At 68.0% G+C, this 16,332-nt stretch carries 13 protein-coding genes; 7 read left to right on the top strand and 6 right to left on the bottom strand.

Features of this window, described 5'->3' with window-relative positions; genetic code table 11:
• Positions 1-12 precede the first annotated feature (12 nt).
• On the bottom strand, positions 13-666 hold the full coding sequence (locus ACLQ7E_RS17915; RefSeq protein ID WP_411733922.1) for a dihydrofolate reductase family protein: 654 nt from the start codon (positions 664-666) through the stop codon (positions 13-15).
• A gap of 194 nt (positions 667-860) precedes the next feature.
• Here ACLQ7E_RS17915 and ACLQ7E_RS17910 point away from each other — a divergent pair, with 194 nt between their 5' ends.
• The gene (locus ACLQ7E_RS17910) at positions 861-1,292 is read left to right on the top strand and encodes a VOC family protein (protein ID WP_411733921.1); all 432 of its coding nucleotides are present in this window, start codon (positions 861-863) and stop codon (positions 1,290-1,292) included.
• Positions 1,293-1,389: 97 nt separating this feature from the next.
• The gene (locus ACLQ7E_RS17905; RefSeq protein WP_411733920.1) at positions 1,390-2,067 is read left to right on the top strand and encodes an NADPH-dependent F420 reductase; all 678 of its coding nucleotides are present in this window, start codon (positions 1,390-1,392) and stop codon (positions 2,065-2,067) included.
• A 97-nt stretch (positions 2,068-2,164) separates the two neighbouring features.
• Here the strand turns inward: ACLQ7E_RS17905 and pepN are convergent, their stop codons facing one another.
• Both pepN and ACLQ7E_RS17895 read right to left on the bottom strand, forming a co-directional pair.
• Positions 2,165-4,804 (bottom strand): aminopeptidase N, encoded by a 2,640-nt coding sequence (pepN, locus tag ACLQ7E_RS17900; RefSeq protein WP_411733919.1) that lies wholly within the window; start codon positions 4,802-4,804, stop codon positions 2,165-2,167.
• Positions 4,805-4,993: 189 nt separating this feature from the next.
• Positions 4,994-6,508 carry an SDR family NAD(P)-dependent oxidoreductase gene (locus tag ACLQ7E_RS17895; RefSeq protein ID WP_411733918.1) on the bottom strand — a complete coding sequence of 505 codons (1,515 nt, stop codon included), beginning with the start codon at positions 6,506-6,508 and terminating at the stop codon, positions 4,994-4,996.
• Positions 6,509-6,841: 333 nt separating this feature from the next.
• Between ACLQ7E_RS17895 and trpS the strand changes: the two genes are divergently transcribed.
• Complete coding sequence (trpS, locus tag ACLQ7E_RS17890) at positions 6,842-7,900, top strand: tryptophan--tRNA ligase (RefSeq protein ID WP_411733946.1); 1,059 nt, start codon at positions 6,842-6,844, stop codon at positions 7,898-7,900.
• Between the two features lie 133 nt (positions 7,901-8,033).
• On the opposite strand, the gene ACLQ7E_RS17885 is transcribed toward trpS, so the two are convergent.
• The gene (locus ACLQ7E_RS17885) at positions 8,034-8,849 is read right to left on the bottom strand and encodes a PspA/IM30 family protein (RefSeq protein ID WP_411733917.1); all 816 of its coding nucleotides are present in this window, start codon (positions 8,847-8,849) and stop codon (positions 8,034-8,036) included.
• A gap of 219 nt (positions 8,850-9,068) precedes the next feature.
• Between ACLQ7E_RS17885 and ACLQ7E_RS17880 the strand changes: the two genes are divergently transcribed.
• Positions 9,069-9,713: a maleylpyruvate isomerase family mycothiol-dependent enzyme gene (locus tag ACLQ7E_RS17880; protein WP_411733916.1), complete on the top strand. Its 645-nt coding sequence runs from the start codon at positions 9,069-9,071 to the stop codon at positions 9,711-9,713.
• Positions 9,714-9,809: 96 nt separating this feature from the next.
• On the opposite strand, the gene ACLQ7E_RS17875 is transcribed toward ACLQ7E_RS17880, so the two are convergent.
• Both ACLQ7E_RS17875 and ACLQ7E_RS17870 read right to left on the bottom strand, forming a co-directional pair.
• Positions 9,810-11,891, bottom strand: a complete 2,082-nt coding sequence (locus ACLQ7E_RS17875) for an acyl-CoA dehydrogenase (protein WP_411733915.1) — start codon at positions 11,889-11,891, stop codon at positions 9,810-9,812.
• A 66-nt stretch (positions 11,892-11,957) separates the two neighbouring features.
• Positions 11,958-12,665, bottom strand: coding sequence for a TetR/AcrR family transcriptional regulator (locus ACLQ7E_RS17870; protein ID WP_411733914.1), 708 nt, complete (start codon positions 12,663-12,665; stop codon positions 11,958-11,960).
• A 70-nt stretch (positions 12,666-12,735) separates the two neighbouring features.
• Between ACLQ7E_RS17870 and ACLQ7E_RS17865 the strand changes: the two genes are divergently transcribed.
• The 3 genes from ACLQ7E_RS17865 to ACLQ7E_RS17855 are packed head-to-tail and all read left to right on the top strand — an operon-like array spanning position 12,736 to position 16,279.
• On the top strand, positions 12,736-14,034 hold the full coding sequence (locus ACLQ7E_RS17865; protein ID WP_411733912.1) for an acetyl-CoA C-acetyltransferase: 1,299 nt from the start codon (positions 12,736-12,738) through the stop codon (positions 14,032-14,034).
• 2 nt (positions 14,035-14,036) lie between these two features.
• A complete protein-coding gene (locus ACLQ7E_RS17860) occupies positions 14,037-15,374 on the top strand; it encodes a 3-oxoacyl-ACP reductase (protein WP_411733911.1) in 1,338 nt (445 codons plus the stop codon).
• Positions 15,371-16,279 carry a MaoC family dehydratase gene (locus ACLQ7E_RS17855; protein WP_411733910.1) on the top strand — a complete coding sequence of 303 codons (909 nt, stop codon included), beginning with the start codon at positions 15,371-15,373 and terminating at the stop codon, positions 16,277-16,279. Before ACLQ7E_RS17860 ends, ACLQ7E_RS17855 begins: the two co-directional genes overlap by 4 nt.
• Positions 16,280-16,332: the final 53 nt, after the last annotated feature.

Below are 16,332 nucleotides of genomic sequence, written 5' to 3'. Positions count from 1 at the left end.
GATCGGGTTGCCTCAGGAGCGGACCAGGCGCACGTGCATGGCGCCTTCGCCCTGTTGCGCCTCGGCCACCCGGTAGCCGTCCTTGGCCCAGTTGCCGGTGAAGAGCCGAACACCTGCTCCCAGGAGCACCGGGGCGATGGCCAGGTGCAGTTCGTCAACCAGGCCCGCGGCCACGGCCTCGCGCACGGTGCCTACGCCGCCGCCGATGCGGATGTCGCCACCGTGCGCCGCGCTGCCTGCGGCCTCGAGCGCCGCAGCCATCCCGTCGGTCACGAAGTGGAAGGTGGTGCCGCCGGCCATCTCCAGGGAATCGCGCCCACGGTGGGTGAGGACGAAGACCTCGTGCCCGAAGGGCGGGGAATCGCCCCACCAGCCGCGCCACGCACCGTTGGCAGCGTCGGCGTCCCACGGTCCGCGGATGGGCCCGAACATGTTCCGGCCCATGACGGTGGCGCCGATGCCCTCGTCCCCGGCCCGCAACCACGCATCGTCGATGCCGGCGCTCCCGCCGGGTTCGCCGCTCCTCTCGTGCCAGTAGGCGGTGGCAAAGACCCAGTCGTGCAGTTCCTCCCCGCCCACGCCGAGCGGGTCGTGGAGGCCTTGGTCGATGCCGGCGCCGTAGCCGTCGATCGAAATGCTGAAATTGTGGACCCTCACCCGTGACATGGTTCGCTCGCTTTCAGGTCTTTGCCGGCGGGCAGGCGGGTCCGCTCAGCAATGGCAGCGTGCCGCTGATCCATGGCGACGCGGTAGTCGCGGCGACGCGTTCCGTCCGTCATCCGCCCGCCCGGTCACCCCGCAGGTCGCCGCTGCGGGCACGTGCCCTTGAATCGGGCCCTCCGGCGGCATAACGTGTGGTCATGGAGCATTCACTGCAGATCACCATCGACAGCGTCAACCCCCACAGGCAGGCGGTGTGGTGGGCGGAAACGCTTGGCTGGACCGTGGAACCCAGCGACCCGGATTACATCCAGAAGATGATCGACGAGGGCCACGCCAGCGCGGACGAAACCCTGATCTTCGACGGCGAGCTGGCGTGGAGGAGCGGGGCAGGGATCTGCCCCCTGGGCCAGCTGGGAAAACCACGGCGTCAACGGATCCTCTTCCAGCTGGTGCACCTGCCCAAGACCGCGAAGAACCGTCTGCACCTGGACCTGAATCTGGGGGATCGCGACGAGGTGCGTGAGAGTCTCGTGGAACGCGGGGCGGCATTCCTGCACGCGGGGGCACAGGGCCCCACCGTCTGGTACATGATGGCCGACCCGGAAGGCAACGAATTCTGCATCCGCTAGCCGGGCGCCGCCGACCTGCGCCTGGCGTTTCGCGCTGGAGCCAAGGGTCACTTGCGGGGTTCGTTGATAGACCCATGCCAAACACGGAGGTCCAGCCATGAAGACCGCAGTCCTTGGAACCGGCACCGTCGGGCGCACGATCGGAGCACGGATGGCCGAACTTGGCCACACCGTCACCATCGGCACCCGCAATCCCGAAACCACGCTGTCCCGCACCGCGAACGACGCAATGGGCACCTCCCCGTTCGCTGCCTGGGCGGCGGAAAACCCCGGCATCGCCCTGGCGGGCTTCGCCGAAGCCGCGGCCGGGGCCGAGCTCATCGTCAACGCCACCAACGGAGCCGCGTCCCTGGACGTCCTGGCCCAGGCCGGGGCGGAAAACCTCGATGGGAAGGTCATCCTGGACCTCGCCAATCCCCTTGATTTCAGCACCGGCATGCCGCCGACGCTGTTCGTCAAGGACACCGACTCCCTCGGCGAGCAGATCCAGCGCGCCTTTCCCGGCGCCCGGGTCGTGAAGTCCCTGAACACCCTCAACGCCGGCCTCATGGCCCATCCGGACCGGCTGCCGGAGGCCGGTACGGTCTTCGTCTCCGGGAACGACGCAGCCGCAAAGGAAACCGTCATGGGGCTCCTGATGGAATTCGGCCACCGGGATGTGATCGACCTCGGCGACATCACCACCGCACGCGGCGCCGAAATGCTCCTGCCCGTCTGGCTCCGCCTCTGGGGCGCACTCGGCACCTCCGAATTCAACTTCAAGATCATCCGCTGAGCCCTCGGGTTCCGGACGCCCGAATCCAACGCCGGAGCCGGGCTGCCGGCGGCACACCACCGTTCCCGAGGTCCCGCGCGGGCCTGGCCTCCCCAGGCTAACCGGCGCAGAGACCCTGTGCAGCCAGCGACCTGGCCAGGAAGTCGCGTTCCTCGACCAGGATCCGGCGCAGCGCGCGCGGCGCGTCCGGGTGTCCGTCGAGCCACGAGTCCAGCTGTGCCATCACGGGATGCACTGCCGCGTCGCCGAGGTCCTGGGCAGCGGGGAAGAGGCCGCGGATCACGCGTGTGGCCATGCCGATGCTCATGGATTCCCAGATGCCCTCGAGGGCCGGCCAGTAGGCGGCGTAGTTCCCGTCGAGCAGTTCATGGGTCCCGAGCAGGAAGCCGGATGCGGTGGCGGAGACCGCCTCGTTTGACAGGGCGGAGCCGTCGGTGGCGCGCCCGGTCAGCGCCGCGGTGAAGGCGGCCTGCTTCACGGCGGGATCCGGGCGCGCGGCCAGGGCCAGGAGGCGGCCGGCGACGGCGACCGCGGAGGGGTGCGCCGCGGCGTCGGCCTCGAGCCGGGCCAGCGCTGGCTCGTCGAGGGCGCCGGAGGCGGCCTTGGCCTGCCAGAGCCCCCAGCGCAGCTCCTCGTCCAGCTCCAGCCCGGCGAAGGGCTTTTCGCCTGCCAGCAGGGAGTCGACCAGCGGTGCGGCGACCCGGCCGCGGGCCAGCACGGCCAGGGCGCGGGCGGCGGCGACCTGCTTGTCGCTGCCCGGCTCCGCCCTGCCCAGCCAGTCGGTGATCGCATCGGCCAGGGCAGCGCGCTCGGCATGGCGCAGCGCCGGGGGCAGGTAGTGGGCGATGGCGCTGCCGGCCTGGGTGAGCAGCTGCGCGAAGACGGCGACCTCGGTGACCGATTCGGCGTGGGAGCGCACCGCGGCCAGGAATTCGGGGGCAGGCAGCCGTGCATCGCGGACCATGTTCCACAGCGCTGCCCAGCAGGTGGCGCGGGCCAGCGGGTCCGAGAGCGTGCCCAGGTGCGCCAGCAGCGTGGCCAGGGAGACCTCGTCGAAGTCCACGATGGCGTAGGTGTCGTCGCCGTCGTTGGGCAGGATCAGATCCGGGCGCGGTTGATTGATCAGGAACGGCAGGGCCACCGCGGCACCGCCGAGCTCCACACGGTGGGAGGCGGTGCGGGTCAGGGCCCCGTCGACGACGTGGAACAGGCCCACGTTCAGCACGTGTGGGGGTGCAAGGGGCGCGTGGGTGATCGGATCGGTGCCGGTCTGGGCAAGGTACGCGGAGGTGATCTTCCAGTCGGTAAGCGACAATTCCACACCCAGGCGCGGGACCCCGGCGGTCTTGAGCCAGGCGTCGGCCCAGGCGCCCATGTCCCGGCCGGAGGCCGCGGCAAGCGCGTCAAGGAAGTCGGCCAGGGTGGTGTTCGCGAATTCGTGGGCGCGGAAGTACGTGCGGGCCGCGTCGCGGAAGGCCTCTGCCCCCACGTAGGCCGCAAGCTGCTTGAGCACCGAGGCGCCCTTGGCGTAGGTGATGCCGTCGAAGTTCTGCTTCGCGGCCTCCAGGTCGGTGATGTCGGCGACGATCGGGTGGGTCGAGGGCAGCTGGTCTGCCACGTACGCCCAGCCCTTGCGGCGGTTGGCGAAGGCCACCCACGCGGTGTCGAACCCGGTGGCCTGCGCGTTGGCCAGCGTGCCGATGTAGTCGGCGAAGGACTCCTTGAGCCACAGGTCGTCCCACCAGGCCATGGTCACCAGGTCGCCGAACCACATGTGCACCATCTCGTGCATGATGGTGTTGGCGCGGGCCTCGTGCTGCGCCTCGGTGGCCCGGGAAGTGAACACGTAGTGCTCGGTGAAGGTGACAAGCCCGGGGTTTTCCATGGCGCCGAGGTTGTATTCGGGCACGAAGGCCGAGTCGTACTTGCCCCACGGGTAGGGGTAGTCAAAGAGCTCGTGGAAGAAGTCCAGTCCGGCCCGGGTCAGCGCCAGGATGTTGGCGGCGTCGAAGTGCTCGGCCAGCGAGGCGCGGCAGGTGGCGTTCAGCGGAATCACCAGTTCGGTCCCGTCGGGGCGGGTGTGGCTGTAGGTGTCGGTGGCCACGAAGTAGGGCCCGGCGAGCACCGCGGTGATGTAGGTGGAGATCGGCAGGGTGGGGGCGAAGTGCGTGGTGGCGGTGCCGTCGCCGTTCCCATCCACGCGGGTCGCCGACTGGTTGGAGGCCACATGCCAATCCCGCGGGGCGCGCACGATGAAGGTGAACGGCGCCTTCAGGTCCGGCTGCTCGAAGTTCGCGTAGACGCGGCGGGCATCGGCGGGCTCGAATTGCGTGTAGCAATAGGTCTGGCCATCGGCCGGATCGACGTAGCGGTGCAGGCCCTCGCCGCTGCGCGAATATTTCGCATGCCCGTCGATGACAACGGTGTTCACCGCTTCACCGCCCCCCGCAAGATCGCTGAGGTAGATGCGCGAGCCGGCGACCGCTTCGGCCGGGTCGAGGGGCACGCCGTTGAGCGTGATCGATTCGATGGACTCGTGGATGAAGTCGATGAACGTGTCGGTGGTGCCGATGGCCCTGAAACGCAGCGTGGTGACGGACCGGTACCCGGTCACGGAGGGATCCTGCGCCTGCGAAAGATCGAGCTCGACCTCGTAGGTCAGGATGCTGATGGTTCGGGCGCGCCAGGCCGCGGTGTCGCGGGAGAGGTTTTCGTTCGGTCCTGAGAATCTCTGCATGTGGTCCACTTGACCATTGAAACATGAAAGGAGCGCTTGACAATCCCCGGCGGGTGGATTTCGTGCCGGCTGCCGTCACGTTGTCCGACAAATGGACCCGGCGGCGCCCAGACAAAGCCCCCCTCGCGCGCCGATTGTTCTCATCGGCCCGCGAGGGGGGGCAAGGTGTGGCCCGCTAGCAAGCGTGGATCACCAGGGGGAGGGCTCGTAGTCCTTCAGGAAGCAACCGTAGAGGTCGATGCCGCGTTCCCCGTCGACGATCGGCTGGTAGACCCGGGCCGCGCCGTCGATCAAGTCCAGCGGCGCGTGCCAGCCCTCGGCGACCATGCGGACCTTGGAATCGTGCGGACGCTCATCGGTGATCCAGCCGGTGTCCACGGCGGACATGAGGATCCGGTCGGTCTCGAGCATTTCCTCGGCGCTGGTGCGCGTGAGCATATTCAGCGACGCCTTGGCCATGTTCGTGTGCGGGTGGCCGGCGCCCTTGTAGCGGCGGGAGAACTGGCCCTCCATGGCCGAGACGTTCACGATGTACTTCCGGCGCGCATCGCTTGCTGCCAGGGCCGGGCGAAGCCGCGAAGCCAGCAGGAACGGGGCGGTGACGTTGCACAGCTGGACCTCGAGCATTTCCAGCGCGTCCACGTCGCCCAGGATCTGCGTCCAGGAGTTCTCGGTGACCACGTCGGGCACCAAGCCGCCGGCGTCGATCGCGGTGCCCGCGGCGATGCGCTCCAGCGAGGCGGAGCCGGCGGTCATGGCCAGGTCGGCCACGGCCTGCGCGTCGTAGGTGGTGGGGGTCGCGGGAACCAGCAGCGCCGAGTCCTCCAACCGGAAGGCACTGGCCAGGGCACGCGGGTGCTCGGACGGGGGATTGGCCTCGCCCCAGACCTCCGGACCGCCGTGGGCGAACTCAAGCTCGGCCGGCAGCGGTTGGGTTTCGGACTCGACCAGGTGCAGGTACGAGTTCGAGGTGCGGCGCACGGTCTGCGCGGCATTGTTGATCAGGATGTCCAGCGGGCCCTCGGCGGCGATGCGGTCCGCCAGCGAGATCACCTGGGAGGGATCGCGCAGGTCGATGCCGACGATGCGCAGGCGGTGGATCCAGTCGGCGGAATCCTCGAGCGCGGCAAAGCGGCGGGCGGCATCGCGCGGGAAGCGCGTGGTGATGGTGGTGTGGGCGCCGTCGCGCAGCAACCGCAGGGCAATGTGCATGCCGATCTTGGCGCGCCCTCCGGTGAGCAGGGCGCGCTTGCCGGTCAAATCGGCGCGGGCATCGCGGCGCTCGCGTCCGGCGGCGGCGCACTCGGGGCACAGGTAGTGGTGGAAGGCATCCACCGTGGTGTAGCGCTGCTTGCAGATGTAGCAGCCACGCGGCTTGATGTACTCGCCCGCAGTGTGCTCGTCGGTCGGCGTGCTCAGGTCCAGGCCGAGCGTCTCGTCGTCCAGGCGCTGCGGGGAACCGGTGGCGGTGCGTTCAACGACAGCGCGGTCCGCCGCATTGATGGCGGAACGCTTCTCGTTCTTGCGGTGCCGCTTGGCGGCCTTGAACATCTTTCCGGTGGCCCGGCGCACGGCAACGTGGCGCTCGTCTTCCGGCTCGAGCCGGTGCACTTGGCCCAGCACCTTGAGCGCAGCCTGAAGCTCGGCGTCGGTAAAAATTTCGTCGTTGCCGGCCGCGTCGGCCGCAGGATAATTCTCAGTCATGTCGCCATCAAGTCTACCGGCAGCGCCTGCCCGGGGCGGAACGCCTGCTGCGGCGGGAATCCCGCACCGGACAGCCACGTGGCGCCATCGGGATGCAGCAAGCCCGCCGCCTCGCGTGGACACGCGCGAGACTGCGTGGGCCAGGAGGCGCTTACGTGCGGTAGCGTGTTCCCATGACTCATTCGCAGATGACTTGGTGGCGTTCCGACTAGGAACAGCCCTGTCTCTTGAAAGACCACGGCCGTTCGTACTGGACGGCCATTTTTGTGCCCTGCAACAGGGGTGGGATCGCGGCCGTACCAGCGGCATTCTTCCCCCAATCAGGAGCATAAAATGCAAAACCACCCGGAGAACACGACAGCCGAAGCATCGGGAAACCTCGAACAACGAATCCAGGGAAATCCAGGTCGATTCCGCGTCTTGACCGGCGACAGTCCGACGGGAAGATTGCATCTGGGCCATTATTTCGGCACATTGCAGAATCGAGTTCGGTTACAGGACCTTGGGGTCGAATCGTTCGTCCTCGTTGCCGACTACCAGGTCCTGACCGACCGGAACGTGGCGGAGGACTTGGCGAGTTCCGTTGAAGGGCTGGTCCTGGACTACTTGGCTGTTGGCATTGATTCGGACCGAACCACGATCTTCACGCACAGCGCCATCGCGGCCCTGAATCAACTGCTATTGCCGTTCCTCAGCTTGGTGTCCGTGGCGGAACTTGGCCGGAATCCCACGGTCAAGGACGAGATCGCGCATTCGAGGCAATCCGCCGTCAGCGGCCTGATGTTTACCTATCCGGTACATCAGGCGGCGGACATCCTGTTTTGCAAGGCCAACCTGGTTCCTGTCGGCCAGGATCAGCTTCCCCATCTTGAGGTCACCCGAACCATTGCGCGACGTTTCAATTCCCGTTACGCACCCGAGGCAGGCATCTTCCCCGAGCCCGAGGCAATGCTCTCGGCCGCACCGTCGCTCCTGGGCACCGACGGCGGCAAGATGAGCAAGAGTCGTGGCAATGCCGTGGCGCTGGCCGATGATGCCGACGAAACGGCGCGCCTGCTACGCGGCGCCAAAACGGACTCCATCAGGCACATCACCTACGAACCCGCGACGCGACCCGAGGTCTCCAGCCTTGTCCTGCTGGCGGCCCTTTGCACAGGTCGCGATCCCCACGAGGTCGCGGAGGAAATTGGCGCAGGAGGAGCTGGTGTGCTGAAGAAGACGGCGACGGAGGCAGTCAACGAGCACCTGGCGCCGATCCGGGCACGGCGGAACGCCTATGCACAGGAGCGCGGCTTCATCCGCAACATCCTCAAGGTCGGCAATGAGCGCGCCAATGCCGTGGCGGAAATGACGCTCGGGGAAGTTCGAACGGCGATGAAAACCTCATATTGAACCCGGAAGCGGGGATCCCTGCCAAAGCGGCAGACGCCTCGGGGGGGCACAAAAAATGTGGTGGACGCAATTGCTCGCGTCCACCACATTCAACTACCCGGACCTCGGCGTGCAAGCCGCCGACCGGAGAGGCCTAGGCCTCGTTCTTGTCCTTCAGCGCTGCCAGGCGGGCCTCGATTTCCGAAGGAGCCGCGGCCTCCTCGAGCTGAGGAGCGGCAGTTCCCTGCTCCAGGATGTTGCTTTCGGACTTCATTGCGGCCAGGCGGGCCTCGACCTCGGTGGCCTCGCCCAAATCCTCGAGGGAAGCGAACTGCGCATCAAGGGAGGACGCTGCGAGTTCCGCCGCGCCTCGCACACGCGACTCGTCGGCACGGATCTTGGACTCGAAACGATTGATCTCCGAGGTCGGGTCGCTCATGTCCAGGGCCTTGACGGCGTCCATCATCTGGCCTTGGGTCTTGGCGTTGCGGGCGCGGGCCACGAGTTCGTCGCGCTTGGCAACCAGTTCCTGGCGCTTGGTGCCCATGGTGTTCAGGCCGGTCTTGAGCTTTTCCACAATGTCCCGCTGCGAGGCAATGTTCGGTTCGGCGTTGCTCGCCTGCTTCTCGCTGGCCATTTGGCGCTGGATGGCCAGGGTGGCCAACTTGTTGAACTTCTCGGCATTGAGGCTGTCACCGGCCGCGGAGTATTCCTCGGCCTTGTTGGAGGCGGCCAGTGCCTTTTGGCCCCATTCGCGTGAATCGTTCACGGCGATCTTGTAGTCGTCCTCGAGCATGCGCAGGTTGCCGATGGTCTGCGCGACTGCCGTTTCGGCCTCGGCGATGTTGTTGGTGTAGTCGCGAACCTGCTGGTCCAGCATTTTCTGCGGGTCCTCGAGCGCATCCAGTGCTGCGTTGGCGTTGGACTTTCCGATTCGGAACAGTCGTGAAAAAATTGAGTTCTTCTTCATGGGGGAGTATCGCCCTTTCATAAGCCGCGTTGCAATAATTCTATGCGACCCCCGGCCTCGGCTGAACCGGTATCCAAGGTTTTCGGGCACGTCAGCGCAGGGCGTACCGCGAGGTGGGAACAGACAAACGGGGTTAGCACCGTGCGGCCTTCAGTGCAGCGCACGGTGGTGTCCATCCACTTTCTTGCCAAGGAGGCGGTCGGCTGCTTTGGTGGTTGCATGACCCCTCGACGCAACTCCGCACTCTGGCCCGTGGTGCACACCGAACGGCTGGCCTTGCTCAGCGACCTGGAAATTCTGGCGCCGGAGCAATGGAAAACACCGTCGTTGTGCCCCGGCTGGGACGTTCACGACGTGCTTGCCCACTTGACCGACACGGCCAAGACCACAAGGTTGGGGTTCATCCGCCGCATGTTCGCCGCCGGCTTCGATTTCGACAAGGACAACGCGGCCGGTGTCGCGGCTCAGCGGTGCGAAGATCCAGGGGAGACCCTTGCCGGGTTCCGCCAGGTGCTCCTGCGCACCAGCACCCCTCCGGCGGCTCCGGCCACGCGGCTGGTCGAGGCGTTTGTGCATGGGGAAGACATTCGTCGGCCATTGGGACTGCGAGGCAACTACCCGGCCTCCCATGTCGCCACGGCCCTTGCCTACCAGCTGCGCACGAACGTCAAGATGGGCGGCGGGAGGGAACTCGCCGCGGGGTTCAAACTGATTGCCACAGACACGGCATTCGAGCACGGCACCGGCCACGAGGTGCGCGGAGCTGCGATTGCCCTGCTCCTGGCCGTCTCGGGACGGCCAGTTGAGGCCGACGAGCTCAGCGGTCCGGGGGCCGGGTCCCTCGGCCAAGGCGCACGCGGCTAGGCGCTGCCCGACACGAACAGGGAGGACGGTGCGAACCTTCGGGCAGTTGCCTGACCTCGGGCCCGCGCCGCCCTCCCCGAAAGGGAGCCTGCCCGGCTACTTGTTCTTGCCCGCGTGGTGTGCCGCCTTCTTGGCAGCCTTTTCGCGGGCAATCAGCACCTTTTCGTCGATGGGCGCGTCAGCGCTGGCGCGCAGCCGGCGGTAATGATCCTGGGCCTCGTCCTGGCGCTCCATCTCCGACCCATCGGCGATCGCCGCGCGCAGGTGCTCCGGGCCGTAGCCGAAGGCATCGACCAGGTCCTGGGCGTGCGGGCGCAGCCGGGCGAGCAGGATGTTGATGTAGCCGGTGAGCGTACGGGCCCGCTGCATCGACAGGCGCCCGTTCATCAGGTACCAGCCGAGGTTCTCCTCGATCAGGGTCAATGCGTACACGTCGCGCAGCCAGGTCAGCACCGTGCGGGTCCCGGCGTCGGAGGTGTTGCCCAGGGCGGTGGTGAAGGCCTCCCAGCGCAGCAGTTCGCCGTGCGCGCGGGCAGCGGCAATGAGCGCGTCCTGCTTTTCGTTGAAGGCTGCGGCCGCTGCCGCCCGGTCCTTGGTGGCGACCCCGCGCAGCGCATCGGCGATTTCGCCGACCATGGTGTTGATTCGGTCGGTGAGCAGCGCACGCTGGTTGGCCTCGTCCTTGAAGAAGTTCGCGCTCTTGCGCTCGTCCCCGGTGTCCGCGATTACCTGGCCGACCGAGCGCAGCCCGGTGCGGTGCAGCGCGACGTTCTCGGCCTGCTTGACGACGTAGCGGGCAAGGACCCCGGCGTTGAGCTGGCGGAATTCCTGTCCGTAGTCGGTGAGCAGGCGCTTGCCCACCAGCTGAAGCAACACGTTGTTGTCGCCCTCGAAGGTGACGTAGATGTCCAGGTCGGCGCGCAGGGCGGTGAAGCGGTTCTCGGCGATGAAGCCGGCGCCGCCACAGGCCTCGCGGGCCTCCTGCAGGGTGTCAAGTGCATCCCAGGTGCTCAGCGGCTTCAGCGCAGCGGCGAGGGTTTCCAGGTCCTGGCGGTCGGCATCGGTGTCGGTGGCCCCGGAGAACACGCCGTCGAACTTTTCCAGCAGGTCCTCGTGGGCGAACGAGGCGGCGTAGGTGCGGGCCAGGCGCGGGATCAGCCGGCGCTGGTGGCGCTGGTAGTCCATGATCGTTTCCTCCTGCGTATCCGAGGAGGCGTTGAACTGGCGGCGCTGGTTGGCGTAGGTCACCGCAATCTGCAGGGCGATCTTGGAGGCGGCGGTGGCTGCCCCGTCCAGCGAGACGCGGCCCTGGACCAGGGTGCCGAGCATGGTGAAGAAGCGGCGGCCGGGGGAGTGGATGGGCGAGGAGTAGGTGCCGTCCTGCGTGACATCGCCATAGCGGTTGAGCAGGTTGGTGCGCGGGATGCGCACGTTGGTGAAGTGCAGCCGGCCGTTGTCGATGCCGTTGAGCCCGCCCTTGAGCCCGTCGTCGACCCCTCCAACGCCGGGCAGGAAACCCTTATCGTCGCGGATGTCCATGTAGAAAGCGTGCACGCCGTGGTTCACACCGCCGGTGACCAACTGCGCGAAGACCACCGCGGCCTTGCCATGGACCCCGGCGTTGCCCAGGAATTCCTTCCACGCGGCCTTGAAGGGCGTGTTGACGATGAATTCCTGTGTGTCCGGGTCGTAGGTGGCGGTGGTGCCGATGGAGGCGACGTCCGAGCCGTGCCCGATCTCCGTCATCGCGAACGCGCCGGGGATCTCCAGGTTCATGATGCCGGGCAGCCACTTGTTGTGGTGTTCCTCGGTGCCCAGGTGCAGCACGGCGCAGCCGAACAGGCCCCACTGGACCCCTGCCTTGATCTGCAGGGACGGGTCGGCGGTGACCAGTTCCTCGAAGCTGGCGACTGAACCTCCGTGGTTGTCCTCCCCGCCCAGGCGCTTGGGGAAGGCGCGGTGCACGGCCTTGGCGTTGACCAGTTCGTGCAGCTGGGTGAAGACGCGTTCGCGGTGCTCGTCCATGCCCAGCCCGGGGGTGCCGCGCACGGCCTCGGTGCCGGCCAGGGCGCGCGCTTCCTTGCGGATGGCCGCCCAGCGGCCCAGCAGCTGTTCGCCGAGGACCGCCACATCGACCGCGGCGTCGGTGGTCTGGGGGGAAAGTTGTTCGGTGGTCACTGGCGTGTCTGCCTTTCGGTGGGGCTTGCCTGGGTTTTGGGTGGCGATGGTGGAGCAGGGGGAAATCTAGCGGTCGACCTGTTGGGCGACGCCGTGGGTGAGCCAGGAGGTGATGGACGCGGCGAGTTCCTCGATGCCGGGGCGTTCGGGCGTGTCGGGGGCACGCAGCCAGAGTTCGCCGGCTGCACGGACCATCCCGATGGAGGCGCGCGGCCACAGTTCCAGGGCTGTCGAGGCGCGTTGCCCCTCGGGGATGCCCATGTAGGAGTGCATCCGGGTGCGCATCATGTTTGTCAGCTCGTCGAAGAAGTCGTTCAGTGCGCCGCTGCCGCTGGCCGGGTCCGGCTCGGCTGCGGGGTCGGTGAGCAGGTCGGCGACCGGGTTGGCGGTGACAAAGAAGTAGATGTTCGGCGAGGTGGAGGCCATCTGCAGGTAGGCGAGCACCATGGCGTGCAGGGCATCGCCCTCTCCGGCGCTCTTGCGCGCGGCGGCAATCACCTGGGCGCGGAAATTGGTGATGACGTAGGCGCCCAGGGCCTGGCGCAGGCCCTCCTTGTCTCCGAAGTAGCGGTAGAACACCGACTTGGAGGTGTTGGCCCGTGCGGCGATGTCCTCCATGGAGGCGCCGGGGCCCTGCCGGTGGATGGTGTGCCGGGCGAGCTTGATCAATTCGAGGCGGCGGGTGGCGCGGTGGGTGTCCCAGCGGGCCGAGCGGCCGTCGCCGGAAGTCCCGGGCTGCGCATCCGGCGTGTCGATGTATTGGGGGTTGTTCACGATACCCAGCGTATCAGGTACGCTGGGTATCAGTAATCCACCTCACATCTGCCTCCAGGAGCGCCACAGCATGTCCGAACCATTGCAAGCCATTCGTCAGGCCGTCGTCATCGGCGGAAACCGCATCCCCTTTGCCCGTTCCAACGGCGCCTACTCCAAGGCCAGCAACCAGGACATGTTCACCGCCGCACTCGACGGGCTCGTCGCCCGCTTCGGGCTGCAGGGCCAGCGCCTGGGCGCCGTCGCCGGCGGCGCGGTGCTCAAGCACTCCAAGGACTTCAACCTGGTGCGTGAATCCTTGCTGGGCACCTCCCTTTCCGCGCAGACCCCCGCCTACGACGTGCAGATGGCCTGCGCCACCGGCATGGAGGCCATCGGATCGCTGGCCAACAAGATCAAGCTGGGCCAGATCGACTCGGCCATCGGCGGCGGCGTGGACACCACCTCCGATGCACCCATCGCCGTCTCCGAGGGCCTGCGCGCGGTGCTCATGGACCTTTCCCGGGCACGCTCCACCAGCGCGAAGCTGAAGGCGCTGTCCAAATTCCGCCCCCGCGACCTCGCCCCCAACGCCCCGGGCACCGGCGAGCCACGTACCGGCCTGTCGATGGGCGACCACCAGGCGATCACCACCAAGGCCTGGAACGTGTCCCGCGAGGCCCAGGACGAGCTAGCCCTGGCGAGCCACAAGAACCTGGCCGCCGCCTACGACCGGAACTTCTTCGACGACCTCATCACCCCGTTTGCCGGGGTCTCAAGGGACACCAACCTGCGTGCCGACTCCACGCTGGAGAAGCTCGCGTCCCTGAAGCCGGCCTTCGGCAAGAACCTGGGGGCGGCGGCAACCATGACCGCCGGGAACTCGACCCCGCTGACCGACGGCGCCTCCGCGGTGCTGCTGGGTTCGGAGGAATACGCCCGCGAGCACGACCTGCCGATGCTGGCGAACTTCGTCGACTTCGAGGCCGCCGCGGTGGATTTCGTGCACGGCGCCGAGGGCCTGCTGATGGCCCCGACCTACGCCGTCGCCCGGATCCTGAAGCGCAACAACCTCACGCTGCAGGACTTCGACTTCTACGAGATCCACGAGGCCTTCGCCGGCACCGTGCTCTCCACGCTGGCGGCCTGGGAAGATACGGATTTCTGCAGGAACAAGCTGGGGCTTGACGCCCCGCTGGGCGCCATCGACCGCACCAAGCTCAACGTCAACGGTTCCTCGCTGGCCGCCGGCCACCCGTTTGCCGCCACCGGCGGACGCATCGTGGCCACGCTGGCGAAGATGCTGCACGAAAAGGGCTCGGGCCGCGGCCTGATCTCCGTGTGCGCCGCCGGCGGACAGGGCGTCGTGGCGATCCTCGAGGCACGCTGATCATGGCCGACAAGTACCTGGAGCTCGTGAACTCCGGCTTCACCAAGAAGCTCGCCACGTCCCTGGGCGCCCCGCGCCCCTCGATCCTGCGTCGCCACACACCCGGCGCCCCGCTGGTGCCCGGCCCGGTGTTGCTGCTGGGGGATTCCTCCGGCGCGCAGGAACTCGCCGACACGCTGCTGGGCTGGGGCCTTGACGTGCGCAGGCACTCCGTCGGGGTGGCCACGCTCGGCGGGATCATCCTGCTGCTTGACGAGCTTGTCGCCCCCGACGGGCTTTCGGAACCAATGCTTGCTGCGGGACAGGCCCTGCGCCAGCTGGCGCCTGGCGGTCGCGTGGTCGGCATCAGCCGTCCCGCCTTGACCACCGACGCACCGGCGCTGGCAGCCGTGCGCCAGGGCATCGACGGGGCGCTGCGCTCGGTCGGCCGCGAACTTCGCGGCGGGGCCACCGCCAACGGCATCGTGCTCGCCGAGGGCATTTCGGCAACCGCCCCCTCCGCGCTTGCCGCCCTGCACTTCCTGCTCTCGGGACGCAGCGCCTACGTCGACGGGCAGTTCCTTGCCATCGACTCGGCCGAAGGAAAGCTGCCGGCGGACTTCGGCAAGCCCCTGGCCGGGAAGGTCGCCGTGGTCACAGGCGCGGCACGCGGCATCGGGGCCGCCATCGCCACGACGCTGCACCGCGACGGCGCCACCGTGGTGGTGGTCGATGTCCCGGCCGCCGGGGATGCGCTGGCGAAGGTGGCCAACGAGGTCTCCGGGACCGCCCTGCAGCTGGACGTCACCCGGGCGGACGCGGGGGAAAAGATCGTCGAGCACGCCCTGGCGCGGCACGGGCAGCTGGACATCGTCATCCACAACGCCGGAATCACCCGCGACAAGCTGCTGGCCAACATGGATGCCGCCCGCTGGGACTCGGTCATCGCGGTGAACATCTCCTCGCAGCTGGCCATGAACGAGGCGTTCCTCGCCGCGGACCTGCCGGGGCTGCGCATCGTGTCACTGGCCTCGACCTCCGGCATCGCCGGGAACCGCGGCCAGACCAACTACGCTGCCTCCAAGGGCGGGGTCATCGGCATGGTGCGGGCCTCCGCGGCCGCCTTCGCGGCCAAGGGCGGCGGCATCAACGCGGTGGCGCCCGGTTTCATCGAGACCGAGATGACCGCCAAGATCCCGATGGCAACGCGTGCCGTGGCGCGGATGCTGATGCCCTCGCTGATGCAGGGCGGGCTGCCGATCGACGTCGCCGAGGCCATCGGATTCCTGGCCTCCGATGCGGCCGCCGGCATCAACGGGCGCACCCTGCGGGTGTGCGGACAGTCGTTGGTGGGGGCATGAGCGCCCGCACCAAGGTGGTGCTGGATGCCGCCCCGTCGCTGGCCTCGCTCTATGCAAGGGCCGCCGGCGCGCGCCTCGGCGCGCTGTTCCCGGGCGGAAAGCCGGCGGGCGGTGCGCTTCCGGAGGTCGAACACCACCTGGACAGGCTTGCGGTGGATGCCGGAAAACTCGTGGACTACCAGCGGCTGATGGGGGACACGGTGCGCGATGAGCTGCCCAGCGTGTTCGTGCACGGGCTGGTGTTCCCGCTGGCGATGTCGGTGATGGTGCGCGAGGATTTCCCGCTGCAGCTGCTGGGCATGGTGCACTTGGCCAACAAGACCACCCAGCTCCGGCCGATTTCACCGACGGCCGCACTCTCGGCCCGCGCCCACGCCGCGAACCTGCGCGAGCACCGTGCCGGAACCCAGCTTGACCTGGTCGTCGAGGTCAGCGAGGGCGCCGAGGTGGTGTGGCGCGGGGTCTCGACCTATCTGGCCCGCGGCGTGTGGCCCGGATCCAGGCCGAGCGCACCCGCCGAACCGCGCGCGCCCTTCGCCATCCCGGGGCGCACCGCCTCGTGGCGGCTTGCGGCCGACACCGGGCGCGCCTACGCGGCGGTGATGGGGGACTACAACCCCATCCACCTTTCGGCGGCCTCGGCCAGGGCACTGGGCATGAAGCGGGCGATTGCGCACGGGATGTACCTGGCCGGGCGCGCGCTGGCCAGTGCCGCGCCGCACGGGGTCGGCTACGACTGGAAGATCGAGTTCGCCACCCCTGCATTCCTGCCCTCCACCGTCGATGTGGCCTTCAAGGTCGGCGAGGGAGGGACGACCTTCAGCGGGTGGGGTGCACGCAGCGGCAAGCCGCACTTCACCGGATCGATCACCGCGCTCCAGGGAACCCCGGCCGCCCGCCGGTAGATCCGGCTACGCGCGGTGCCCCGCAGGCCTTTGGGGCCGCGGGGCACCGCGCG

This window comes from Paeniglutamicibacter sp., from assembly GCF_046714615.1.
Taxonomy (GTDB): Bacteria; Actinomycetota; Actinomycetes; order Actinomycetales; family Micrococcaceae; genus Paeniglutamicibacter.
Note: the sequence above shows the minus strand (reverse complement) of the source record. Positions and strands in the feature narration are given on the sequence as shown.

Coding starts and splice junctions, on each gene's coding strand:
- ACLQ7E_RS17915 (WP_411733922.1), bottom strand. CDS start 666: ATGTCACGGGTGAGGGTCCACAATTTCAGCATTTCGATCGACGGCTAC.
- ACLQ7E_RS17910 (WP_411733921.1), top strand. CDS start 861: ATGGAGCATTCACTGCAGATCACCATCGACAGCGTCAACCCCCACAGG.
- ACLQ7E_RS17905 (WP_411733920.1), top strand. CDS start 1,390: ATGAAGACCGCAGTCCTTGGAACCGGCACCGTCGGGCGCACGATCGGA.
- pepN (WP_411733919.1), bottom strand. CDS start 4,804: ATGCAGAGATTCTCAGGACCGAACGAAAACCTCTCCCGCGACACCGCG.
- ACLQ7E_RS17895 (WP_411733918.1), bottom strand. CDS start 6,508: ATGACTGAGAATTATCCTGCGGCCGACGCGGCCGGCAACGACGAAATT.
- trpS (WP_411733946.1), top strand. CDS start 6,842: ATGCAAAACCACCCGGAGAACACGACAGCCGAAGCATCGGGAAACCTC.
- ACLQ7E_RS17885 (WP_411733917.1), bottom strand. CDS start 8,849: ATGAAGAAGAACTCAATTTTTTCACGACTGTTCCGAATCGGAAAGTCC.
- ACLQ7E_RS17880 (WP_411733916.1), top strand. CDS start 9,069: ATGACCCCTCGACGCAACTCCGCACTCTGGCCCGTGGTGCACACCGAA.
- ACLQ7E_RS17865 (WP_411733912.1), top strand. CDS start 12,736: ATGTCCGAACCATTGCAAGCCATTCGTCAGGCCGTCGTCATCGGCGGA.
- ACLQ7E_RS17860 (WP_411733911.1), top strand. CDS start 14,037: ATGGCCGACAAGTACCTGGAGCTCGTGAACTCCGGCTTCACCAAGAAG.
- ACLQ7E_RS17855 (WP_411733910.1), top strand. CDS start 15,371: ATGAGCGCCCGCACCAAGGTGGTGCTGGATGCCGCCCCGTCGCTGGCC.